Raw genomic sequence first — 22,214 nt, 5'->3', positions numbered from 1 at the left:
GTCAGCGCAGCAGCGGCTCCAGGTCAGAGGGGTCGCGGAAGTGGACGCCGACCAGGCCCGCGTGCTCGGCGGCCTCGATGTTCTCCAGCCGGTCGTCGACGAACGTCACCTCGCCTGGCTCGGCCCCGAGCCCCTCCAGGACGGCGAGATAGATCTCCCTGTCGGGCTTCACCATGCCCATCCTGCCGCTGTAGAAGCGCGGCTCGATCCCGGCCATCCACGGCAGGCGGTCGATGCCGTCGGCGATGCAGACAGGCGCGTTGGACAGCAGCGCCACGCGCGGCAGCCGCCGCATGACCGCGACCGTGCCCTCGTTGGCGTGCGACCAGCTGGCCACGTCGAGCTCGACGAGCCCGTCGACCTCCTGCTCGCCCGCCTGCCGTCCGAGCGCCAGCGACCAGTACTCCTGGGGGCTGAGCGTGCCCCTGTCGAACTCGAGGCGATGCTTCCAGTAACCCTGCCTGAAGGCGGGCAGGTCGAGGCCCGCGGCCTGGGCCATGGCCTCGACGTCGGAGTGCGGCTGAGGGAGGGACAGGACGTTTCCGTAGTCGAACAGCACCCAGTTCATGGGGATCAATCCCACCAGTCGTGCGCGAGATCGTCCAGGGTGGTGGCCTCGGACTCGGGCGGCATCCGCATGGACCAGGCCGCTCTTCGGCGTCAGAGAGGGGGAAAGGCCACCAACGTGTCTATCCGGCCGAGGCGGCGGCGTGGATGGTGACGGTCTTGGTGGTCTTCGCGGGGGCGCCCTTGCGGGAGATGTAGTCGAGAGTGCGGAAGTCGACGGACAGCTCGGTGGAGGTGAGCCTGGCGGCCAGGTAGCCGCGGCGCTGGTCGATGTAGGAGATGTGCGGGTTCTCCGCCAGTGCCTCGGCGATCCAGGCCTTGTCGCGGTAGCCGTCGCCGTCGCTGGCGATGGACGAGGCGACCAGCTCGCGGGCGACCACGGGCGAGGAGGGGTCGTCGAAGTCGAGCTTGAGCTCGGCGTCGTGGTGCATGTGGGCGTCGCCGGTCAGGACGACGGGGTTGGAGGTCCCCTGGAGCCAGCCGAGCAGCCTGGTCCGCTCGGGGGCGTAGCCGTCCCACGAGTCGAGGTTGACCTCGCGTCCCGGGCCGACCTTGTAGTCGCGCTGGGCCATCATGATCTGCTGGCCGAGCAGGTTCCACCGGGTGGTGGAGGAGCGCAGACCCTCCGACAGCCAGCGCCGCTGGTCGTCGCCGAGAAGCGTGCGGCGGGCCGACAGGCGCTCGTCGCAGGAGGCGCGCACGCCGTCCATGCAGGCCTGGTCGTCGCGGAACTGGCGGGTGTCGAGCAGGTGGAAACGGGCCAGCGTGCCCCAGGAGACGCGCCTGTTCACCCGCAGCACCGCGCCCTGGAGGCTGGCCCTGCGCAGCGGCATGTTCTCGTAGTAGGCGCGGAAGGCGGCCGCGCGGCGGCGGGCGAAGCCGGGGGCGCCGGTGCTCGAGACCGGGCCCGCCCAGTTGTTCTCCAGCTCGTGGTCGTCGAAGGCGACGAGCCAGGGGGCGACGGCGTGCGCCTTCTGCAGGTCGCGGTCGCTCTTGTACTGCGCGTGGCGCAGCCGGTAGTCGGCCAGCGTGGCGCACTTGCCCGGGGTGTGCGTGCGGACCTTGCCCGCCAGCGCGGTGTAGCCGCTAGGGCCGTACTCGTACATGTAGTCGCCCAGGTGTACGACGAGGTCTGGCTCCTGCTCGGCGAGGCGGCGGTAGGCGGTGTAGTAGCCGTGCTCGTAGTGGGCGCAGGCGGCCACGGCGAAGGTGAGCGGCTGCGCGCCGACGGGTGTGGTCCTGGTACGGCCGGTGCGCGACAGCCGGCCCTCGCTCCTGAAGCGGTAGAAGTACTCCCTGCCGGGCTCCAGCCCCTTGGCCTCGACGTGCACGCTGTGCGCGGCGCCGGGCGAGGCGGTGGCCGTGCCGGACCTGACGACCTTGGAGAAGCGCTCGTCGGTGGAGATCTGCCAGTCGACGTCGAGGGAGCGGGAGGGCATGCCGCCCCTGCCGTCGCCGCTGAGCGGGTCGAGCGCGAGGCGGGTCCACAGCACGAAGCCGTCCGTGGAGGGGTCCCCGGAGGCGACCCCGAGCGTGAAGGGGTCGCCTGCCAGGGATCGGGAGGGCGGAAGGAGGAAGGAGGCGGCCGTCGCGGCGAGGAAGGTTCTGCGTTCCACGCCCCAGGTATGTCCTGCTCCGCTGACCCGGCCATGACAGCCGAGTCAAGCGGAGATGAACATCAGTCCTCCAGCCAGCCCAGCAGTTCCTTCGCGGTCTCAGCGGCGTCGGAGTCGCCGAGCGCGGTGAACTGCTCCAGCGCCTCGCGGGCGCGGGCCACCGCCTCGGGATTGCGGTCGAGCGCCTGCAGCACGCGAGCCTGGTCGTAGGCGAGCGTGGCCAGTTCGAAGGGCTCGTCCTCCAGCAGCGGGCGAGCCTGCTCGCCCGCCTCCAGCGCCCGCTCGCTCTCCCCCGCCCAGTGCAGCGAGAGGGCGCGGCGGCGCAGCATGCGGCCCCTGTCCCCCGAGCTGCCCGCCGCCTCGTAGTACCCGGCGGCGGTGGCGAACGCCTCGGCGGCCTCGGCGTCGCGGTCGAGCCTGTCCAGGACCCTGGCGGCCGAGTCGGCGGCCCTGGCGGCCTGCATCGGCTCCTTGTAGAGCGGGATCAGGGCGGTGAAGTCGGCCAGCGCGCCCTCGTGGTCGTCGAGCAGGCCGAGCGCGTTGGCGCGGGCCCACTGGACGGCCGTCCTGTTGTCCAGGTCGTCGGGGTCGAGCAGCGCCATGGCCTCCTCGGCGGTGACCGCGGCGTCCATCGGCCTGCCGGTGGCGAGGTAGGCGGTGGCCAGGTCCACCCTGGCGAGCGCGGCGCTGTCAGGGCTGCCGAGCGCGGTGAACAGGGCCACGGCCTCGATGAGGTCCTCGGCCGCCTCGGCGGCGCGGTCCACCATGACCAGCACCTCGCCCCTGGAGGCGTGCGCGACGGCGCGCAGCTCCGCCTCCGAGCGGGGCGCCACGGCCAGCACCTCGCCGAAGGCGCCGAGCAGTTCCTCCAGGTCGCCGCCGTGCCGCTGGATGAGCCGGCCGTGCAGCAGCGCGGTCTTGGCGAGGGTCAGCACGTCGCCCTCGGCCCTCAGCGCCTGCCGGGCCGCGCGGGCCGTCTCCACCGCGACGGGCTCGTCGGCCTGCAGCTGGGCCAGCAGGGACAGCAGCGTGCCCTCCTTCGCGCCCTGGAGCGCGGCGACCGCTTCCTCGGTCCTGCCGGCCCCCGCGTAGGCCTGGGCCAGGCGGGACAGCGAGCCGCTGCGCCTGCTCTCGTCGCCGTGCGCGAGCAGCCACCGGTGGGTCTCCTCCACCAGAGCCACGTCCTGGGTGAGCAGGCCGATCCTGCCGAGCGTGATCTGCCGCCGCACCTCGTCGCCCGCCTGCCCGTGCAGCTCGGCCGCGCGCTCCCACAACCGCACGGCCTCCTCCGGCTCGCCCTCCAGGACGGCCGCCAGCCCGAGCGCGTCCGTGCGCCGCCCGTTCGCCTCGCCGCCGACGGCGTCGTAACGCTCCCACGCGGCGAAGGCGGCGTCGAGGTCGCTGCGCCGCCAGGCCTCCTCGGCCAGGTCGAGCAGCTCGGCGGGGCCGGCGGCTGGGGGCGGAGCGACCGGCTGGGTGACGGGGATGGCCACCCTGCGGGCGTGCGGGGTCAGCGGCAGGTGCTCCACCAGCGGCTCGGCCGCCAGGCGCGCCTCCAGCCTGCGGGTCTGCTCGCCGGTGCCGTTGCGGGCGTCGAAGCGGGCGGCCAGGTCGCGCGCGTCGCTCTCCAGCTCGGCCCGCAGCCGGTCCAGCGGCACGTCGTTGCCGTCACGGCGGACGGTCAGCCCGCCGTGCCCGAGGTGCTCGAGGCGGCGCAGCAGCAGCGCGGCGCAGCCGGCGAAGTGCATGCGGTCGCTGGGCGTGGGCGAGCGGTCGAGCAGCGGCAGCTCGCGCTGGAGGATCTCCAGGCCGCGAGTCTCGTTGCCGGTGAGCGCGCAGAACTCCATGTGGTCGCCGAAGTCGTCGACGTAGTTGGCGTCGCCCTGGACCAGCCGGTAGGCGCGCAGGTGCGCCGCCGCCGCTGCCTCGAGCCTGCCGGTCCGCACGTACGGCAGCAGCAGGTTGCTCAGGATGCCCTGCGGCTGGACGTGACAGGTCAGGTGCCCCGCGACGACGGGCGCGGCCAGTTCGATGGCCTCCTCGTCGCGGCCCATCCAGGCCAGGTGCCAGACCTTGCCGCTGGGGTCGCAGCCCTCGCAGTCGGACATGTCGTCGCGCGGGGTGGTCTGCCACCTGTGGAACCACTCGTCGGCGGCGGCCCTGTCGCCGACGTGCTCGGCGACGTAGGTGCGCTGGGTGTGGACGGCGTGCGAGCCGTAGCCCGCCTGGGTGTAGCGGCGCTCCATCTCCTCCAGCGCGTCGTAGGCGCGCTGGAGCGGGATCTCGGGGAAGCGGCGCATGTCGCTGGCGATCCACTTGAACTGCCACAGCAGGCTGTAGGTGTGCCAGTCCGACCAGCGCCCCGGGTCGGCGTCGTACTCGGCGACGCTGCGGGAGAAGGTGGCGAAGGACTTGGCGGGCTCGGCGCCGTACTGGTAGGCCTCGGTCAGCTCCAGCCGCACCTCGAAGGCCAGCTCCCTGTCGTGGGCGGCGGCCTTGAGCGCCTGTTCGAGCAGGATCGACCTGGCCTCGCCGTACGGCATCTCACGGGCCTGGTCCAGCATCTCTTCCACGTCGGCCATGGTCACTCCTTGCCGAGGACGGCCCAGTCGAGCAGGCCGAGGAACGAACGGTTCAGGGCGGCGGTGTCGGCGGCGCGCAGGGGGTGGTGGCCGTGCAGGAGCGCCATGCCGTACAGCGCCTCCACGGCGGTGGCGGCCAGCGACAGGTCCTTGAGCAGGACCACGCGCCGCACCAGCGGGTTGCGGTGGTTGAGCACCAGGCGGGGGCGCTCGGCGGCGACCGTGCGCTCCATCGCGCCCAGCACGTCGGCCCACAGGTCGTCGGCGGCCCTCGCGGGCCTCGCGCAGCTCGGCCTGGTGCTCGGCGGCGCGGCTGGTCAGGTAGAGGGCGGGCAGCGAGGCGGGGTCGAAGTCGCGCAGGACCAGCTCGCAGCCGAGCGGGTCGAGCACGCGGGCCGCCGCCGTGATGAACGGCCTGGCCGCCAGGTCGGCGCCGGGGTCCACGGGGCCGAGGTGGGTGGCCAGCTCGCCCGGGTCGAGGCGCTCGAGACCCGCGTCGGGGTCGATTCGGCGCAGGCGCTGCAAGATGTCGCTGTCGTAGACGTAGCCGCCGTTGACCAGGCCGACGCCCTGCGCGCCCGACACGGCCGACAGCTGGCGGAACTCGTCCACGCTCGAGGTGAAGCGGCCCTTCGGGTGGCGGGTCCTGAACTGGGCGAGCGTCATGGGGCCGTCGCTGGTCTCGAACTCCAGCCACCTGTCGACCAGGCGCAGCATGTCGTCGTCGTGCAGAGCCAGGGCCTTGACGCCGAGGTGGTGCAGGCGCAGGAAGGCGCGCAGCCTGGCGGGGTCGGTCTCGGCCAGCCTGACCAGCCACTCGCGCAGCTGGCGGCCGAGCTGGTCGCGGGTGTGCTCCAGCAGGTCGTCCTCGTAGAGCGCCTCGCGGCTCGCGGTCGGGCGCAGCTCTCCCGCGTCCAGCACGCAGCGGGCGAAGAAGGCCCAGTCGGGCAGCACGCCCTCGGCGCGCTCGGTGAGCAGCATGCGCTTGAGGTAGACGCGGTGGGTGGCGCGCGCGGTCGGGTTGGCGGGGCTGGGCAGGACGAACGCCACGCCGGTGAGCCCGGCCTCCGCCACGTCCAGGTCGATGACGTCGAAGGGGGTGAACCCGAACAGCTGCCTGCCGTACTCCAGCAGCGCGGCCCTGCGCGCGTCGGGGGTCTCGTGCGCGGCCAGCCACGGCGGGCCCTCGACGGTGGTGGCGACGCCGTTCACGCTCACCCTGCCGGGCAGCAGCGAGCCGTACAGCGCGGCCAGCTCCGTGACGGTGCGCTCGTCGACCCATTCTGCGGCGTCCCTGCGTGCCTTCAGCGTGACGGTCGTGCCCGGCTCCTCGCGCTCGGTGGCCGCGGCTGCCACCGAGTAGGTGCCGTCGGACCTGCCGATCCAGCTCACGGTGGGGGTGCCGGTCACCGACCTGGTCTCGACGTGGATCTCGTCGGCCACCAGGAAGCCCGACAGCAGCCCGATGCCGAACTGGCCGAGGAACTCGTGCCTGGCGAAGCCGAGCTCGTCGCGCTTGGAGGAGCGGCCGATCGTGGCCAGCAGCGTGTGCACCTCGGCCTCGGTCAGGCCGATCCCGTTGTCGTGCACGCGCACGAGACCCGCGGGGCCGCCCTCGCCCACCTCGATCGCGATCCGGCCCTCGCCCTCCCCGCGTGCGGTGATGGCGTCGGCCGCGTTCTGCAGCAGTTCTCGCACGTAGACGCGGGGACTGGAGTAGAGGTGGCGGCTCAGCAGGTCGACGACACCACGCAGATCCACTTGAAAGGCATTTTCCACCCGCGTCACTATGCCAGGAATGGCCGTAGGTGCGCGTTCAGTGCGCCGCAGCCGAGGTACTTCTCCACGGTGTGGAAGTCGAGCCAGTCGAGGTCGACCAGCGCCTCGGCGTCCACGCCAGTGAAGCAGCCGCCGAGCCCGGGAGGGATGGCCGCGATGTCGTGTCTGTCGGCGATGTTGACCCAGCGCTTCACGCCCTTGGGTCGCTCGCCCCTGCCGTCCGCGGGAGCGGGATAGAGCCGCTCGAAGACCACGTTGCGCATGCCGAGCGGGCTGCCGAGGGTGATCAGCAGGTCCACCTCGATGTCGGGGTTGGCGTGCAGGGTCTCGTAGGCGACGACGCTGCCCAGGGAGTGCGCGACCACCACGCGCGGGGCGCGCCGCCTCAGCACCTCGGCCACGTCCTGGCGGCAGCGCTCGCGCCTGGCCTCGTCGGTGAGGTAGGCCGCCACCTCGGGGCAGAACAGCGCGGCGAAGGCCGCCGCCCTGGTGTCGAGCCTGGCCAGCAGCCATCCGGTGAGCGCCTTCAGCGCGCCGGTGAAGCTCTCCCCCACCCCGAGCTGCCTGGCCCACTCGACGAAGACCCGCTCCTCGGCGGCGCGCATCTCCTCCACCCGCCTGACCTTGCCGTGGTCGTTGAGGTGATGGGCGTAGTAGGCCACCTCGGCGAAGCAGGCGCCAGGCTCGCCCCCGAGGCCTGCCCCGAGATAGCGGTTCCACTTGACCCGCATCGCCTCCGCCGCGCCCTCCACGGACCTGCCGGACTGGAGGTAGTAGTTGTACTTGCCGATGCCGTGCACACCGACGATCCCCGCCATGATCACTCCCCACGTTTCGGGAAATGGTGCCATCGGCGGCTTGCGGAATGGTTGCAGGGGAAAATTGCGTTGCCGCGGGCATATGTCACCCGGGTACGGTTCCGGAAGAGGAGGTGTTCCGCATGACAGGCCCGTTGATCGTCAACGACTCGATCGCCATTCCAGGCGACGAGCTCGTGTGGCGTTTCTCCCGTTCGTCGGGGCCGGGTGGCCAGGGGGTGAACACCACCGACAGCCGGGTGGAGCTGCTGTTCGACCTCTCGGCCACCTCGGCGCTGCCCGAGGCGCTGAAGGCCAGGGCGCTGGAGCGGCTGCCGTCCCCGGTGATCACCGTGGCGGCGTCGGAGTACCGCTCCCAGCTGCGCAACCGTGAGGCCGCCGCTCAGCGCCTGGCCCAGCGGGTGAGGGAGGCCATCGCGCCGCCGCCCAAGCGGCGCCGTCCCACCAAGCCGAGCAGGGGCTCGGTCGAGCGCCGCCTGTCGGCCAAGAAGCAGCGCGCCGACGTCAAGCGCCTGCGCCGCGAGATCTGACGCTCACTCGCGCGGGCGGAAGACGAGGATGAGCACGCGCAGGACCAGGATCGAGCTGATCACCAGCAGGTTGTAGCCGATCAGCTCGTACAGCGACATCCGTCCCGTGATCACGGTGGGTCCGCCCTCGGTGCCCAGCAGCATCACCGCCATCAGCCCCGCCGTCGCCCCGAGCACCGTCAGCAGCGCCTGGTGCAGCAGGCCGGTCAGGAAGCGGCGGTCGCGCTCGTCGCCGAGCAGCCGCACGTTCATCGTGAAGCGGCCGTGCTCGGCCGCGCTGGCGATGCGCTCCACCCGCCTGGGCAGGCGGCGCAGCATCGGCAGCAGCGCGGTGACCTCCTGGGCCACCGCCTCCTTCACCGTGGTGGGCCCGATCTGCTCGGCCAGGTAGCGGGCGGCGAACTCCCTGGCCTCGCCGATCAGGTTGAAGCCGGGCGAGAGCCGCACCAGCGTGCCCTCGAGCGTGGCCAGCGCCCTGAAGACCGCCGCGACCTCGGGCGGGATCGACAGGCCGTACTCGGAGACGATCTTGAACAGGTCGGTGAACATCACGGCGCTGTCCGTCCCCGGCCCCATGTGCCTGGCCATGAACTGGCCGAGCGCCCGCTCCAGCGCCGCCTCGTCGATCTCCTCTGGCCTGGGCACGACCTCGAGCAGCGCGTCGGTCACGCCGAGGGGGTCCTGCCTGTCCATGGCCATCAGGAAGCGCTGCAGCGCCGCGCGCAGGGAGGCGTCGAGGCGTCCGACCGAGCCGAAGTCGAGCAGGCCGACCGAGCCGTCGGACAGCAGCATGATGTTGCCGGGATGGGGGTCGGCGTGGAAAACGCCGTCGAGCAGGATCTGCCGCAGCAGGCAGTCGAGCAGCGTGCGGGCCAGCGCGGGGCCCTCGGAGTCCTGGGCGGTGCTCAGCGGCTTGCCCGACAGGCGCTGCATGACCAGCACCTTCTCGGTGCAGAGCGGGGTGTGCGGCGCCGGATAGATCACCGCGCCGCCGCCCGAGGCCGCGACCGCGGCCATGTTGGCCGCCTCGACGCGGAAGTCGAGCTCCTCGCGCAGGGCGACGGAGAAGCCGGCCGCCAGCTCCTTGAGGCCGAGCGAGCGGCCCCACCTGGTCCTGGTCTCCAGCGTGGCGGCCAGCCTGGCGACGATGTCGAGGTCCCTGGCGACGACCGCCCCGATGCCGGGGCGCTGGACCTTGACGACGACCTCCTCGCCGCTGTGCAGGCGGGCGGCGTGGACCTGGGCGATCGAGGCGGCGGCCAGCGGGGTGCGGTCGAAGGAGGCGAACGCGTCGAGGTCCACGACCTGAGAGATCTGCTCCCACGGCGCGGGGTTGACGTGGTCCTGCAGCCGCCCGAGCTCGTCGATGAACTCGGGCGGGAGCAGGTCGCGCCTGGTGGACAGCACCTGGCCGAGCTTGACGAAGGTGACGCCGCCGTCGTCGAGCGCCTCGCGCAGCGAGCGGGCCAGCCGCGCCCTGCCGCTCCTGTCGCCGGGGTCGCCGCCCCTGCCCCTCAGATAGGGGCCGAGGCCGTGCCTGAAGGCGATCCTGGTGATCTGGGAGTAACGGCGGGCGCGGGACAGGCGCCCGCGCAACGACCTGACCAGCTCGATCGGCCCCGGGACCGAGCCCGGCGGCACGAGCGCCTCACCGATCACCAGGATGACCATGGGGATCAGCACCACGCACATCGAGACGAGGATCAGCACCCACATCGGCCCGATGCCGGGGTCCTTGCCGACGTCGATACTTTGGAAGGACTCGAGGACGGGCGACAGGAACGGCCCGGCGAGCACGAGTGCCAGCAGCGCGGCCAGCGCCGTGCGGACCGCGCCGAATCTGACGCCGAGCAGGCGCTGCGCCGCCGTGGCCAGCAGGATCAACGTGATCGCGAGGGGAATGGCAATCATCAAAGCCATTCGGAGATCATCGCATGGCGGCGGCGCGCGCCCTGCGCTCCTCCCTGCGCTCGACGAACCTGGCGGCCGTCGCGTCGGTCTTCTCCAGGAAGGCGGCCAGCTCGTCGCGGGCCTTGGCGCCGTCGCCGTCGAGGTCGCTCTTGTCGAAGACCGCCCACTGGCGCAGGACGGGCATGAGCACGTCGTCGAGGTGCAGGCGCAGGTCGTAGATGCCCTCGTGGGCGATGATCATGGCCTTGCGGGTGAAGCCCTCGATGGTCGAGCCCGGCATCTGGAAGGTCGTCACGACGTCGGTGATCGCGCGCATCGTCTGGTTCGGGTCGAGGTCGAAGGCCGCTTTGAGCAGGTTGCGGTAGAAGAGCATGTGGAGGTTCTCGTCGGCGGCGATCTTGGCGAGCAGGCGCTCGCAGGTGGGGTCGCCCGAGGCCCTGCCGGTGTTGCGGTGCGAGATGCGGGTGGCCAGCTCCTGGAAGGAGACGTAGGCCAGCTGCTGGAGCATGGTGCCGTACTCGGTCTGGAAGCCGCCCTCCATGTGGACCATGCGGGCGCGTTCGAGCGCGATCGGGTCCACCGCGCGCGAGACGGTCAGGTAGTCGCGGATGGCGACGCCGTGCCTGCCCTCCTCCGCGGTCCAGCGGCCGACCCAGGTGCCCCACGCCCCGTCGCGGCCGAACGTCGTCGCGATCTCGTGGTGGTAGCTGGGCAGGTTGTCCTCGGTGAGCAGGTTGACGATCAGCGAGACGCGGGCCGCCTCGGGGAGGGTCGAGTCGGACTCCTGCCAGGCGTCGCCGCCGAAGACGCCGTCGTAGTTGCGGCCCTCGCTCCACGGGATGTACTCGTGGGGGAACCACTCCTTGGCCACCTTGAGGTGGCGGTCGAGCTCGCCCGCCACCACGGGCTCCAGCTCGTGCAGGAGTTCGGTCTGACTCATCACCATAAAGATCATCTCCTTCAAGCTACGCAACCGTAAGTTAGGCTACCTCAGGGAGATGGAGGGTCATTATGCAACCGAGTGTCCGAGGTGTCCTACTCGACGACGATGAGCGCCTGGTCCTCTTCCGGCGGACGGTCCCCGGCAGGCCGCTCTACTGGTCGGTTCCCGGCGGGCACGTCGAACCCGGTGACGCGAGCCTGGAGCACACCCTGCGCAGGGAGCTGCTGGAGGAGCTGGGCGCGGTGGTCTCCGCCGTCACCCCGCTGACCACGCTGTCCTATCCCTACAAGGGCGCGGTGAAGACTCAGCACGTGTACGGCTGCCGCCTGGTCTCCATGGACCCCGCCCTGCGCCACGGCCCCGAGTGGGACGACCCCACCCGCGGCGTCTACGAGGTCGAGCGGCTGAGACTCGACCCCTCCGAGATCGCCTCCCGGCACCTGGTGCCCGAGGTGCTGGGCGATTACCTGGCCGGTCACATCGCCTCACTGCCCCGCCTCATTCGTCTGGCGAAGCGGTAAGGCGCCCGCCTACGAGGGCGACCTGCGGTCCTCCATCTCCCAGAGGTGGTCGATGACGTGCCAGGCGATGCGGCGGGCCGCGTAGCGGCTCGACCAGGCGCCCGAGCCACCCGCCAGCAGGACCGCCGCCAGCTCCTCGCGCATGGCCTCGAGGTCGGCCTCCGACTTGAAGGGCGGATACCTCACGCCCAGCTGGCGGGCGTAGGAGCGCTCGGCCTCCGTCACGTGGGCGACCATCTTGGAGCGGTCGCGCCCGCCGCCGCGCGGCCCCTTGCGCAGCTCCTCGGGAGTGACGGCGGCGCACTCGTCGAACAGCGCCCACGCCGCGCGCAGCAGCGCCACGTCGCGGGCCGCGGTCGCGGCGTCGAAGGGCTCGGAGTCGGCGGCGGGCTCGGCGTCGGGAGCCCCGAAGTCGGTGGTGGAGCTGCCCTTGACCCGCTCGACGACCATCGGCTCGCCGGGCTCGAAGTCGAGGCCGGCCCGCTCGGCGATCACCCGGTAGCGGGGCGCGTAGCCGGTGAGCCGGTCGATGGCCAGTTCCTCCGACTTGTCCACCCGGCACCAGCCGGGCCAGTCGAGGGAGCAGGCGAAGACCTTCTTCGGCCCCAGCTCCAGATAGATCCTGTGCACGGCGTCAGACCAGGTCGATCAGGTCGGCGACGGACTCGACCACCCGCGAGGGCCTGAAGGGGAAACGGTCGATCTGGCCCCGCTGGGTCACGCCGGTGAGCACCAGGATCGTGTAGAGGCCGGCCTCCATGCCGCAGACGATGTCGGTGTCCATGCGGTCGCCGATCATCGCGGTGCTCTCGCTGTGTCCGTCGATGGCGTTGATCGCGTGGCGCATCATCATGGGGTTGGGCTTGCCGACGAAGTACGGCTCGACGCCCGTCGCCTTGGTGATCATCGCGGCCACGGCGCCGCAGGCGGGCAGCGAGCCCTCGTTCGAGGGACCCACGGGGTCGGGATTGGTGGCGATGAACCGCGCGCCGCCCTCGATGAGCCTGATCGCCCTGGTGATCTGGGTGAAGCTGTAGGTCCTGGTCTCGCCGAGCACCACGTAGTCGGGGTCGAGGTCGGTGAGCACGTAGCCGACCTCGTGCAGCGCGGTCGTCAGCCCGGCCTCGCCGATCACGTAGGCCGAGCCGCCGGGGCGCTGGTCGTCGAGGAAGCGGGCGGTGGCGAGGGCGGAGGTGAAGATGGACTCCTCCGGCACCTCCAGGCCCGCGGCGCGCAGCCGTACGGCGAGGTCGCGAGGGGTGTAGATCGAGTTGTTCGTGAGCACCCTGAAGCTCTTGCCCGAGTCGCGCAGGCGCTTGATGAACACGTCGGCCCCGGCGACGGGGTGCCCCTCGTGCACGAGGACGCCGTCCATGTCCGACAGCCAGCTCTGGATGGGCTTACGCTCAGTCATCCTCCCGATCCTACAAAGAGCTACTTGTCCTGCTCGTAGCGGACACATGAAGAATGTGGTGCATGTCGCTTCTTGAATCCGCGCAGGACATGCGGGACGAGCTCGTGCAGCTCCGCCACTCGCTTCACACGACCCCGGAGATCGGCCTCAACCTGCCCATCACGCAGGAGAAGGTGCTGGCCGCGCTGGACGGCCTGCCGCTGGAGATCAGCACGGGAGAGTCGCTCAGCTCGGTCACCGCGGTGCTGCGGGGCGGCAGGCCGGGGCCCGCCGTCCTGCTGCGCGGCGACATGGACGCGCTGCCCGTGGCCGAGCGCAACAGCCTGCCCTACATCTCCTCGCACGAGGGCAGGATGCACGCCTGCGGCCACGACCTGCACACCGCGATGCTCGCGGGAGCCGCGCGTCTGCTCGCGGCGCGGCGCGAGGAGCTGGCGGGGGACGTGGTGTTCATGTTCCAGCCCGGCGAGGAGGGCTACGAGGGCGCCAAATACATGATCGAGGAGGGCGTCCTCGACGCCGCGGGCTCGCGCGCCGTGGCCGCCTACGGCATGCACGTCGTCTCGGCCATGCTGCCGCCGGGGGTGTTCGCCTCGCGCGGCGGCCCGATCATGGCCGCCGCCGACACGCTCAACGTGCACGTGAAGGGCCGCGGCGGCCACGGCTCCAGCCCGCACCGCGCCCTGGACCCCGTCCCCGCCGCCTGCGAGATGGTCACCGCCCTGCAGACGATGGTGACCAGGACCTTCGACGTGTTCGACCCCGTCGTGGTGACCGTGGGCAGCTTCCACGCCGGGACCGTCGACAACGTCATCCCCGACGACGCCCGCTTCTCCGCCACGATCAGGACCTTCAGCAAGGACAACAGGGCCCGCGTCAAGCAGCGCGCCGTGCAGCTGGTCGAGGGCATCGCGGCGGCCCACGGCCTGAGCGTGGAGGCCTCGTTCGGCATGGGCTACCCGGTCACGGTCAACACCCCTGACGAGGCCGCCTTCGCCGGCAGGACCATCGACGAACTGTTCGGCCCCGGCCGCTTCTTCGTCGCCCCCCAGCCGGTCACGGGCTCGGAGGACTTCTCCTACGTGCTGGAGGACGTCCCAGGGGCCTTCATCTTCCTCGGCGCGTGCCCGAGCGACCGCGACCCCGCCGACGCGCCGTACAACCACTCGCCGGAGGCCCAGTTCGACGACGCCGTCCTGCCGGACGGCGCCGCCCTCTACGCCTCTCTCGCGCTGTCCAGGCTCTCCGCGGGTACGGCAGGCCCCCGATAGCCCACCGAGGTCACCGGCCAAGGCCCGTCCATCACGCCACCCGGGCGCGCGGGGCGGGCCTGGTCACGCGGAGGCCGCCTCACCCGAGGGTCCGCCAGGCCTGCTCCTCGACCAGCTCCCTGCTGCGCCATCCCGACGGTGTGCGGACCATGCGATGGCGGTACCACCCGCCGCCCTGGCACAGCCCCTTGGCGTCCACGCCGACCATCTCCCTGGAGGGCGAGAGCGTGTCGGTGAACGGCGCGACGACCACGGCCTCGCCGTCCGCGAAGTCGATCACCGGCGCGCCGACCAGGTGGAGCCTTCCAGGCCAGTGCGCCAGCACCTCGGCCAGCCAGGCCCGCACCTCCTCGAGCCCTCCGGCGATCCCGCCCGCCGCCCGGTAGTCGATCACCGCGTCGGCGGTGAACACCTCCGAGAGAACCTCCCACCGGCCCGTGTCGATCGCCCTGGCGTAGCGGGCCAGCAGCCCGGTGATCTCGAGCCGGTCGGCCACCTCACGTTCGTCCATGGCCAGATCAAACCAAACGCTTGCTAGCTTCGCATCCCCTGGCGAACGTAGCCTGGACACGTGATCACGGTCATCGACGGCAGGATCGCCGGGCCCGACGCCACCCTGCCCATGCTCGCCCGCAACGGGCACTTCACCGCCATGCAGGTGCGCGGTCGCCGCGCCAGAGGGCTCGAGCTGCACCTGGCCCGTCTCCAAGCGGCCAACCGCGAGCTCTACGACGCCGAGCTCGACACCGGGTCGGTCCTCGACTCGATCAGGACCGCGCTCGGCGACGACATCGACGACGCCAGCGTGCGGGTCCACGTGCTGGAGGCCGACAGGCTGCACCTGTTCGTCACCGTGCGGCCGCCCCAGGAGGCCGCCTCCTCGCCCAGGACCGTCACGTCCGTCGTCCACCAGCGCTTCCTGCCGCACATCAAGCACACCGGCGGCTTCGCCCAGGGCTACTACGGCGCGCGCGCCCAGGCACGGGGCTTCGACGAGGCGCTGTTCACCACGGCGGAGGGGCTGGTGTCCGAGGGCACGATCACCAACGTGGGCTGCTTCGACGGCGCCGCGGTGATATGGCCGGACGCGCCCATGCTGCACGGCATCACCATGCAGGTGATGGAGCGGCGCCTGCGGGCCGCAGGCATCCCGCAGGAGCGCCGCCCCGTCGCGATCGGCGACCTGCCCTCCTTCGAGTCGGTCTTCCTCACCAGCTCCCACGGCGTGGTCATGGTGGGCGGACTGGAGGACGCGCCGCTCCCGCTCGACGGCGCCTTCGCCGCCCGCCTGCTCGGGCTCTACGCCGACGAGCCATGGGAGACGATCTAGCGCCAGGCCACCCGACAGCGCACTTCCTCGTCTGCACCGGCACCATCACAGCGGCGCCGAAAGCCGCCAACACGCGGGTCAACGCGCTCTTCGGCACCGGCTGACCAGCGGATACACTACGCAGGTCCCTGCGCGCCCCGGCACGCCGTCCGACCCCACCCCCCTGTGACAGCCTTTCTCCAGCGTGACGTGCGATGAAGGAAAGTTACATTCACCTCACAACCTCTGGAGATTATTGACGCATCCGCGGGCTGACCATAGGGTCCGGACAATCCCCGATCTATCCGGACCCATCGATAAGCCCCCCACGGAGCGGTACATGAAGCGACTAGCAGCCGTAGTGGCGCTGCTCGGTCTCGCCACGGCGACAGCGTGCAGCAGCACCGACAACAAGCCCGCGGGCGGTGGGAGCGCCAGTGGCGGCCTCTTCACCACGATCGACGTGAACAGGCCCGGCATCGACGCGAGCGCGCCGGCCAACCCTTACAACCCCAAGGGCAACGCCTTCCCCGGCTACACGACGATGAAGATCGGGTGGGTCGTCAACCACCTGACCGACCCCAACAAGGCGCTGCCGGGCATGGCGGCCAGCTGGGAGATCGAGCCGGACAACTCCGCCATCACGCTCAAGCTGCAGCCGAACGCCAAGTGGTCCGACGGCAAGCCGGTGACCGCCGAGGACGTGAAGCTCTCCATCGCCCTCGCCTACACCCAGGGCAGCACCGCCTTCGCGGTCACCCCCGGCGCGGCGGGCGCGGCGGCCGAGGTCACGGTCGTCGACGACAAGACCATCAAGATCACGCAGGACCCCGCCAACCCCAGCCCCAAGTTCGCGCGCGGCGTGCTCGACACCACGGTGCTGCCCTCCCACGTGTGGAGCAGCGCGGTGCCGGCCACCATCTGGGACACGATCAAGACCGCCCGCGGTGACGGTCCCGAGGCGGAGAAGGCCCGCGAGGAGATCACCGCGCTCGGCCAGAAGGTGATCGCCTTCGCGCCGCCGAAGGACGTCGCCGGCGGCCCCTTCGTGCTGGAGAGGGTCAACCCCGGCGAGGCGCTGCTGGTCAAGAACAAGCACTTCTTCAACGCCGCCAACGTGGCCCCCTCCCAGGTGAAGTTCCTCAACTACACCGGCAACGAGCAGATCTGGAACTACCTCACCCAGGGCAAGCTCGACCACTCCGGCTTCGTCGCCGCTCCGACCGACGTGATGAACCGGATCAAGGCCGCGCCGGGCAGCGAGGTCATCAAGGGCTACTCCCCCGTGGCCGTGAGCATGGCCTTCAACCAGAGCAAGAAGCCGTACGACAACGTCCACGTGCGCCGCGGCCTGGCCTACCTCATCGACCGCGAGCAGGTCACGAAGGTCGCCTCGCCCGAGGGCGGCACCCCTGCGACCACCACGAGCGGCATCCACCAGAAGGCCGCCGCCGCCTGGATCCCCGACACGCTGCCCAAGCTGGAGCCGTACAAGGCCGACCTGGCCAAGGCCGAGGAGGAGTTCAAGACCGCCGGCCTGACCAAGAAGGACGGCAAGTGGACCCTGGCCGACGGCACGCCGTGGAAGGTCTCCATGCACGCGCCGGCCGGCTTCTCCGACTGGCTGTCGGCCCAGGAGAACATCAAGAGCCAGCTCATCAAGGCCGGCATCGACGCGGAGGTCGTGACCACCGCCGACTACCCGGTCTACCTCGAGGAGCTCGCGGCGGGTAAGTACGACGTCGGCTTCTGGCTGATCGCGCTCGGCCCCGCGCCCTACGACATCTTCCAGCGCCTCTACGGCGCCTCCAACGGCTGGGCCAACGTCGGCGGCAAGATCAAGCACTCCCCCGCGGGCAAGTCCGGCAACTGGATGGGCAGCCCCGAGGAGATCGAGGTCGACGGCGCCAAGATCAACCCCGGCGAGCTCACCGCCAAGCTGAACTCGGTGGGCCCCGACGAGGCCAAGCCGATCATGAGCCAGCTGGCCATGGCCGCCAACCAGGACCTCCCGGTCATCCAGCTGTGGGACTACATCAACAACCAGTTCGTCAACAACAGCCGCTTCACCGGCTGGCCCCACGACGACGAGGTCCTGCGTCTGGGAACCGGCGTCCTTCCCTCGGGTGTCTGGATCCAGCAGGGTCTGGTCAAGGCGAAGCAGTAGCGCCCATGACGGTTATCGCACGCCGACTCGCGGGCCACCTGGCCCGCGGGTTCGTCATGATCCTCGTGGTCGCCACGATCAGCTTCTTCATCGTCAACAACATCCCCGGCGACCCGGTCGCCGCCCGTTACGAGAAGCTCGTCGAGGGCGGCATGTCGCCGGAGGCGGCGATGCAGGCCACCAAGGTGATGTACGGGTTCCTGCCGTCGGGATCCATGGGCGAGCAGTACGTCGACTACATGAGCGGCCTGCTCCGCTTCGACCTCGGCGTCTCGGTCACCAGGCCTGGCACGCCCGTCCTCGACGTCCTCACCGACGCGGCCAAGTGGACCGTTCTACCGGTGCTGCTCGGCACCCTGCTCAGCTTCCTGGTGGGTGTGATCCTGGGCGTGTACGCCGCGATCAAGCGCACCGGCAAGCTGGGCGACGCCCTGGCCATCTCCGGCTCGCTGCTGCACGGCATTCCGCAGTACGTGCTGGCGATGCTGCTGGTCGTCATCTTCGCGACGCTGATCCCGATCCTGCCTCACGACGGGCCGGTGGACATCCTGTTCGAGCCGGGCTTCAACGCCGGATACCTCGGCTCTCTGGCCGAACACGCCGTCCTACCGGTAGCGACGTACGCGCTGTCGGCCTACGGCGGCTGGATCCTGGCCATGAAGTCGAGCGTCGTGACGGTCCTCGGTGACGACTTCATCCTGGCCGCCGAACTGCGCGGGATGAAGCGCTCGATCATCTTCCGCTACATCGCCCGCAACGCGATCCTGCCGCTGTTCACGATCCTCGCGCTCTCGCTGGGGCTCCTGCTCGGCGGCGCCGTCTTCATCGAGAAGATCTTCAACTACCCGGGGCTCGGCCTGCTGCTCATCGACAGCATCACCCTGCGCGACTACGCCCTCATGGGCGGCGCGTTCCTGCTGATCACCGTGTCGGTCATCGTGGCCAACATCGTGGCCGACCTGTTCTACACCGTGATCGACCCACGGGTCCGCAGCGGGGAGGAGGCCTCGTGAGTGAGCGAAGCGAACGAACAATGAGACACAGCAGCTCGCTCATGGGGCCGACGAAGGAGGTCCCATGAGCATCGTGCTGGAGAGCACCTCGGCGACCATTCGCCGCAACTTCTGGAACGGCGTCTGGCGCGTCATGAAGCGCAAGCCCAGCCGCATGGTCGGGGTCGTCATCATTCTCGGCTTCGCGTTCATGGGCGTCTTCGGGCCGATGTTCTTCCCCGCCCAGTTGCCCGACAACCCCGACGCCATCACCCAACCGCCCAGCTGGGAGCACTGGTTCGGCACCGACCCGCAGGGCAGGGACGTGCTCGCGCTGGTCATCACCGGCTCGCGCTACGTGCTGCTCAGCGCCGCGGTGACCGCCCTCATCACGGTGGTCCTCGGCACCGCGATCGGCCTGTACTCGGGCTTCAAGCGCGGTCGCTGGGACACGGTGCTCATGCGGATCACCGACATGAAGCTCACCATCCCCGGCCTGCCGCTGCTGCTGGTGCTGGCGACGGTGTGGAAGTTCGGCAACCCCATCCAGATGGGGCTGGTGCTCGGCCTGCTCGGCTGGGGCGGGGTGGCCCGAGCCGTCCGCGCGCAGACGCTTTCCCTGCGCGAGCGCGGCTTCATCGAGGCGGCGCGCGGGCTCGGCCTGTCCACGACGCACATCATCGGCAAGGAACTGCTGCCCAGCATGGCGCCCTACATCGCGATGAACATGCTCATCGCGGTGACCGGCGCCGTCTACGCGCAGGTCGGCCTGTTCTTCCTGGGTGTGCTCCCCTACGAGTCGGACAACTGGGGCGTGATGCTGAACCTCGCCGTCTTCCAGGCCGGCGCCATGATCACACCGACCGCTCTCGGCTACCTGCTGGCGCCGCTGCTGGCGATCCTGCTGCTCACGCTGGGGATCGTGCTGGTGGTGGACGCCATGGACGAGATCTTCAACCCCCGGCTGCGCGAGGAGTAGGAAGTGGCGAAACAAGCGCCGGGAGTGCGCATCGACGGCCTCACGGTCGTCTACAAGACCCCGGCGGGCGAGCTGCCCGCCGTACGGGATGTCAGCATGGAGCTGGCGGCGGGCACGATCACCGGCATCGTCGGCGAGTCGGGCTCGGGCAAGTCCACGCTGGCCTTCTCGCTGCTCAACGCGGTGCAACCGCCCGGACGCATCAGCGCCGGCAGCGTCGAGATCGACGACCTCGGCAACGTGGTGTCCTTCCAGGGCGAGCAGCTGCGCAAGGCCAGGGGCGCCCACATCGGCTACGTCTTCCAGGCCGCCCAGAACTCGCTCAACCCGCTCAAGACCGTCGGCAAGCAGCTGCTCGACCTGGGCCGCTCGCACGGCGTCGAGGACCTGCGCGGACTGGTGAGGGAGGCCAAGGAGCTGCTGGGCCGCATGGGCCTGGACGGCGCGCGGGTGCTCGACTCCCATCAGCACGAGCTGTCTGGCGGCATGCGCCAGCGCGTCGGCATCATGCTGGCGCTGGTGCTCAACGCCCACCTGGTCGTCCTCGACGAGCCGACGACCGCGCTCGACATGATCACCCAGGCGACGATCCTGCGGATCATCCGCGAGGTGCACGCCGAGCGCGGGCTGACCACCATGATCATCACCCATGACATCGGCGTGGTCGCCGAGGTCGCCGACCGCCTCGCGGTCATGTACGGCGGCCGCATCGTCGAGCAGGGCCCCACCCGCGAGGTCCTCGCCGACCCGCAGCACCCCTACACGCGCGGCCTGATCAGGGCCATCCCGCGCCTGACGGGTGACATCAACCAGGCGCAGGCGCTGCCGGGAAGGCCGCCGACGCTGACCACCGTGCCGAAGGAGGGGTGCGTGTTCAGGGAGCGCTGCTCGCTGCGCATGGACGTGTGCGACACCGTCGACCCCGAGGCCATCCCCCACGGAGACCGGATCATCGCCTGCCACGCGGTCAAGGTGAAGGAGCACGCATGATCAGCGGCAAGGGCATCACCAAGACCTTCAAGCAGCGCGGAAGCGTGCTGGCGGGCCGTACGGTGCAGGCGCTGCGCGGGGTGGACTTCCAGATCCCCAAGGGCGGGGCCGCCTCCTTCATCGGCGAGTCGGGGTGCGGCAAGACCACGCTCGGCAGGATCATCGCCGGCCTGGAGACCTACGACACCGGCGAGATCACCATCGACGGCGTCAGCGTGACCTCGCCGAAGGACCGGCTCTTCCGCAAGGTCCAGATGATCCACCAGGACCCCTACTCGGCCCTGAACCCCACCCGCACCATCCACCAGACGCTGCGGGCCCCGCTGGAGCTGCGCGCCAAGCAGACGCGCAGGCCCAAGTCGTGGATCGACGAGCGCGCGCACGAGGTCCTCGGCCTGGTCGGCCTCGACCCCGCCAGCGTGATCGGCCGCTACCCGCACCAGCTGTCCGGCGGCATGCGCCAGCGGGTGGTCATCGCCCGCGCCCTCACGGTCGACCCCGAGATGCTCGTCGCCGACGAGGCCACCTCCATGATCGACGTCTCGCTCCGGCTCGGCATCCTGGCGCTGCTGAAGGACCTGCGCGAACGCCTCGGCGTGAGCGTGCTGTTCATCACCCACGACGTGGCCACCGCGCGCTACATCGGCGACGACGGCGAGCTGTACGTCATCTACCGCGGCCAGGTCATCGAGCGCGGCTCGGTCGACACGATCATCTCCGACCCCGTGCACCCCTACACCCAGTCGCTGCTGTCGGCCATCCCCGTGCTGCACGGCCTGGAGGAGCCGGGACCCGAGCCTGTGGTGCCGACCGAGGCGCTGGACGCCGGCCACGAGGACGCCGGCTGCCTGTTCGCCAGGCGCTGCCCGTTCAGGACCGAGGAGTGCGAGACGGGCCGTCCCGTGCTCGGGCTGACCGAGGGCGTCCCGCAGGAGCACGCCTGCTTCCATCCCAAGTCGCGCGACGTCGTCGCCACCCACCTGGGGCGCGTGTGATCACCGCGGCCCAGCTGCCCGCGCTGGGCGAGATCGCCAGAGCGGCCCTCACCCTCGACGCGGACGAGGCCCCCGCGCTGGTCGCACGGCTGGCCGCGCCGCCGCAGACCCGGCGGTGGACGGCGCTGGCCACCGAGGGCGGCTTCGTCATGGCCTCGCTGGCCGAGCGCGATCCCACGGTCGGGCACATCGACCTGCTGGCCGTACACCCCGCCCATCAGGGCAAGGGGCGCGGACGCGAGCTGCTGCGCGCCGCGGAGGAGTGGCTGCGTGCCGAGGGGGCGACGCAGGCGCGCTTCGCGGGCAACCCGCCCGCCTACGCGTGGCCGGGCATCGACGTGCGATACACCGCCGCCGCATGCCTGGCCGAGAGCGCGGGATACGAGCGCTACCACGTCGCGTGGAACATGACGGCCCCGCTGCCGCCCCCCGCCGAGGAGCCGCCCGTACGGCAGGGCGTCACGCTCCACAAGGCCGGCGACCAGGACCGCAGGGAGGTCGCCGCCTTCGTCGAGAAGGAGTGGAACGAGCGCTGGGCATGGGAGGCGAGCACCGCCACAGGACTGCACTACGCCAGGCTCGACGGCCAGATCGTCGCGTTCGCCGCCTGGGGCGCCAGGCCCGGCTGGTTCGGCCCGATGGGCACCTCGCCCGCGGCGCGCGGGCTCGGCCTCGGCGGCGTGCTGCTGCGCCGCTGCCTGGCCGAGCAGCACGCCGCGGGGCTGTCCGAGGCGCAGATCGGCTGGGTGGGCCCGCTCCGCTTCTACTCGCGCGCCGTGGGCGCGCGAGCCGAGCGGGTCTTCTGGCTCTACCGGCGCGATCTGCGTTGA

Annotated in this window: 19 protein-coding genes; 10 read left to right on the top strand and 9 right to left on the bottom strand. The window is 70.9% G+C overall.

The annotated features are described in order from the left end of the window. Position 1: 1 nt before the first annotated feature. The 4 genes from FHR33_RS41440 to FHR33_RS41420 all read right to left on the bottom strand — a co-directional run bounded on the left by FHR33_RS41440 (position 2) and on the right by FHR33_RS41420 (position 7,362). Complete coding sequence (locus tag FHR33_RS41440; protein ID WP_183659593.1) at positions 2–568, bottom strand: HAD family hydrolase; 567 nt, start codon at positions 566–568, stop codon at positions 2–4. A gap of 121 nt (positions 569–689) precedes the next feature. Beyond that, the gene (locus FHR33_RS41435) at positions 690–2,183 is read right to left on the bottom strand and encodes an alkaline phosphatase D family protein (RefSeq protein ID WP_183659592.1); all 1,494 of its coding nucleotides are present in this window, start codon (positions 2,181–2,183) and stop codon (positions 690–692) included. A 62-nt stretch (positions 2,184–2,245) separates the two neighbouring features. Next, complete coding sequence (locus FHR33_RS52995; RefSeq protein ID WP_312895979.1) at positions 2,246–6,526, bottom strand: HSP90 family protein; 4,281 nt, start codon at positions 6,524–6,526, stop codon at positions 2,246–2,248. A 26-nt stretch (positions 6,527–6,552) separates the two neighbouring features. Further along, entirely contained in the window at positions 6,553–7,362 is an 810-nt protein-coding gene (locus FHR33_RS41420) for a hypothetical protein (protein ID WP_183659590.1), read from the bottom strand. Positions 7,363–7,484: 122 nt separating this feature from the next. On the opposite strand from FHR33_RS41420, the gene arfB reads away from it, so the two are divergent. Next, the gene (gene arfB, locus FHR33_RS41415) at positions 7,485–7,892 is read left to right on the top strand and encodes an alternative ribosome rescue aminoacyl-tRNA hydrolase ArfB (RefSeq protein WP_183659589.1); all 408 of its coding nucleotides are present in this window, start codon (positions 7,485–7,487) and stop codon (positions 7,890–7,892) included. A gap of 3 nt (positions 7,893–7,895) precedes the next feature. Here arfB and FHR33_RS41410 read toward each other — a convergent pair whose 3' ends face one another. Both FHR33_RS41410 and FHR33_RS41405 read right to left on the bottom strand, forming a co-directional pair. Beyond that, on the bottom strand, positions 7,896–9,812 hold the full coding sequence (locus FHR33_RS41410) for an ABC1 kinase family protein (protein WP_183659588.1): 1,917 nt from the start codon (positions 9,810–9,812) through the stop codon (positions 7,896–7,898). 7 nt (positions 9,813–9,819) lie between these two features. After that, on the bottom strand, positions 9,820–10,749 hold the full coding sequence (locus FHR33_RS41405) for an acyl-ACP desaturase (RefSeq protein ID WP_183659587.1): 930 nt from the start codon (positions 10,747–10,749) through the stop codon (positions 9,820–9,822). 65 nt (positions 10,750–10,814) lie between these two features. On the opposite strand from FHR33_RS41405, the gene FHR33_RS41400 reads away from it, so the two are divergent. Next, the gene (locus tag FHR33_RS41400; RefSeq protein ID WP_221241453.1) at positions 10,815–11,267 is read left to right on the top strand and encodes an NUDIX domain-containing protein; all 453 of its coding nucleotides are present in this window, start codon (positions 10,815–10,817) and stop codon (positions 11,265–11,267) included. Between the two features lie 9 nt (positions 11,268–11,276). Here the strand turns inward: FHR33_RS41400 and FHR33_RS41395 are convergent, their stop codons facing one another. Together FHR33_RS41395 and FHR33_RS41390 are read right to left on the bottom strand one after the other, a co-directional pair. Next, complete coding sequence (locus FHR33_RS41395; protein WP_183659586.1) at positions 11,277–11,897, bottom strand: hypothetical protein; 621 nt, start codon at positions 11,895–11,897, stop codon at positions 11,277–11,279. A gap of 4 nt (positions 11,898–11,901) precedes the next feature. Then, positions 11,902–12,681, bottom strand: coding sequence for an HAD-IIA family hydrolase (locus tag FHR33_RS41390; RefSeq protein ID WP_183659585.1), 780 nt, complete (start codon positions 12,679–12,681; stop codon positions 11,902–11,904). Positions 12,682–12,743: 62 nt separating this feature from the next. Here FHR33_RS41390 and FHR33_RS41385 point away from each other — a divergent pair, with 62 nt between their 5' ends. Further along, entirely contained in the window at positions 12,744–13,952 is a 1,209-nt protein-coding gene (locus tag FHR33_RS41385) for a M20 metallopeptidase family protein (RefSeq protein ID WP_183659584.1), read from the top strand. Between the two features lie 79 nt (positions 13,953–14,031). Here the strand turns inward: FHR33_RS41385 and FHR33_RS41380 are convergent, their stop codons facing one another. Next, on the bottom strand, positions 14,032–14,463 hold the full coding sequence (locus FHR33_RS41380) for a nuclear transport factor 2 family protein (protein WP_183659583.1): 432 nt from the start codon (positions 14,461–14,463) through the stop codon (positions 14,032–14,034). Between the two features lie 60 nt (positions 14,464–14,523). On the opposite strand from FHR33_RS41380, the gene FHR33_RS41375 reads away from it, so the two are divergent. The 7 genes from FHR33_RS41375 to FHR33_RS41345 all read left to right on the top strand — a co-directional run bounded on the left by FHR33_RS41375 (position 14,524) and on the right by FHR33_RS41345 (position 22,214). Further along, a complete protein-coding gene (locus FHR33_RS41375) occupies positions 14,524–15,282 on the top strand; it encodes an aminotransferase class IV (protein ID WP_183659582.1) in 759 nt (252 codons plus the stop codon). Between the two features lie 319 nt (positions 15,283–15,601). Continuing rightward, positions 15,602–17,428 carry an ABC transporter substrate-binding protein gene (locus tag FHR33_RS41370; protein WP_183659581.1) on the top strand — a complete coding sequence of 609 codons (1,827 nt, stop codon included), beginning with the start codon at positions 15,602–15,604 and terminating at the stop codon, positions 17,426–17,428. A 5-nt stretch (positions 17,429–17,433) separates the two neighbouring features. Beyond that, on the top strand, positions 17,434–18,441 hold the full coding sequence (locus FHR33_RS41365; RefSeq protein WP_183659580.1) for an ABC transporter permease: 1,008 nt from the start codon (positions 17,434–17,436) through the stop codon (positions 18,439–18,441). Positions 18,442–18,505: 64 nt separating this feature from the next. Beyond that, positions 18,506–19,399 carry an ABC transporter permease gene (locus FHR33_RS41360; protein ID WP_183659579.1) on the top strand — a complete coding sequence of 298 codons (894 nt, stop codon included), beginning with the start codon at positions 18,506–18,508 and terminating at the stop codon, positions 19,397–19,399. 3 nt (positions 19,400–19,402) lie between these two features. Further along, positions 19,403–20,389 carry an ABC transporter ATP-binding protein gene (locus FHR33_RS41355; RefSeq protein WP_312895977.1) on the top strand — a complete coding sequence of 329 codons (987 nt, stop codon included), beginning with the start codon at positions 19,403–19,405 and terminating at the stop codon, positions 20,387–20,389. Next, positions 20,386–21,384 carry an ABC transporter ATP-binding protein gene (locus FHR33_RS41350; RefSeq protein ID WP_183659578.1) on the top strand — a complete coding sequence of 333 codons (999 nt, stop codon included), beginning with the start codon at positions 20,386–20,388 and terminating at the stop codon, positions 21,382–21,384. The genes FHR33_RS41355 and FHR33_RS41350 overlap by 4 nt, the downstream gene beginning before the upstream one ends. Next, positions 21,381–22,214: a GNAT family N-acetyltransferase gene (locus tag FHR33_RS41345; protein ID WP_183659577.1), complete on the top strand. Its 834-nt coding sequence runs from the start codon at positions 21,381–21,383 to the stop codon at positions 22,212–22,214. Before FHR33_RS41350 ends, FHR33_RS41345 begins: the two co-directional genes overlap by 4 nt.

Origin of the sequence: Nonomuraea dietziae, assembly GCF_014195505.1 — a bacterium.
Classification (GTDB): domain Bacteria; phylum Actinomycetota; class Actinomycetes; order Streptosporangiales; family Streptosporangiaceae; genus Nonomuraea; species Nonomuraea roseola.
Note: the sequence above shows the minus strand (reverse complement) of the source record. Positions and strands in the feature narration are given on the sequence as shown.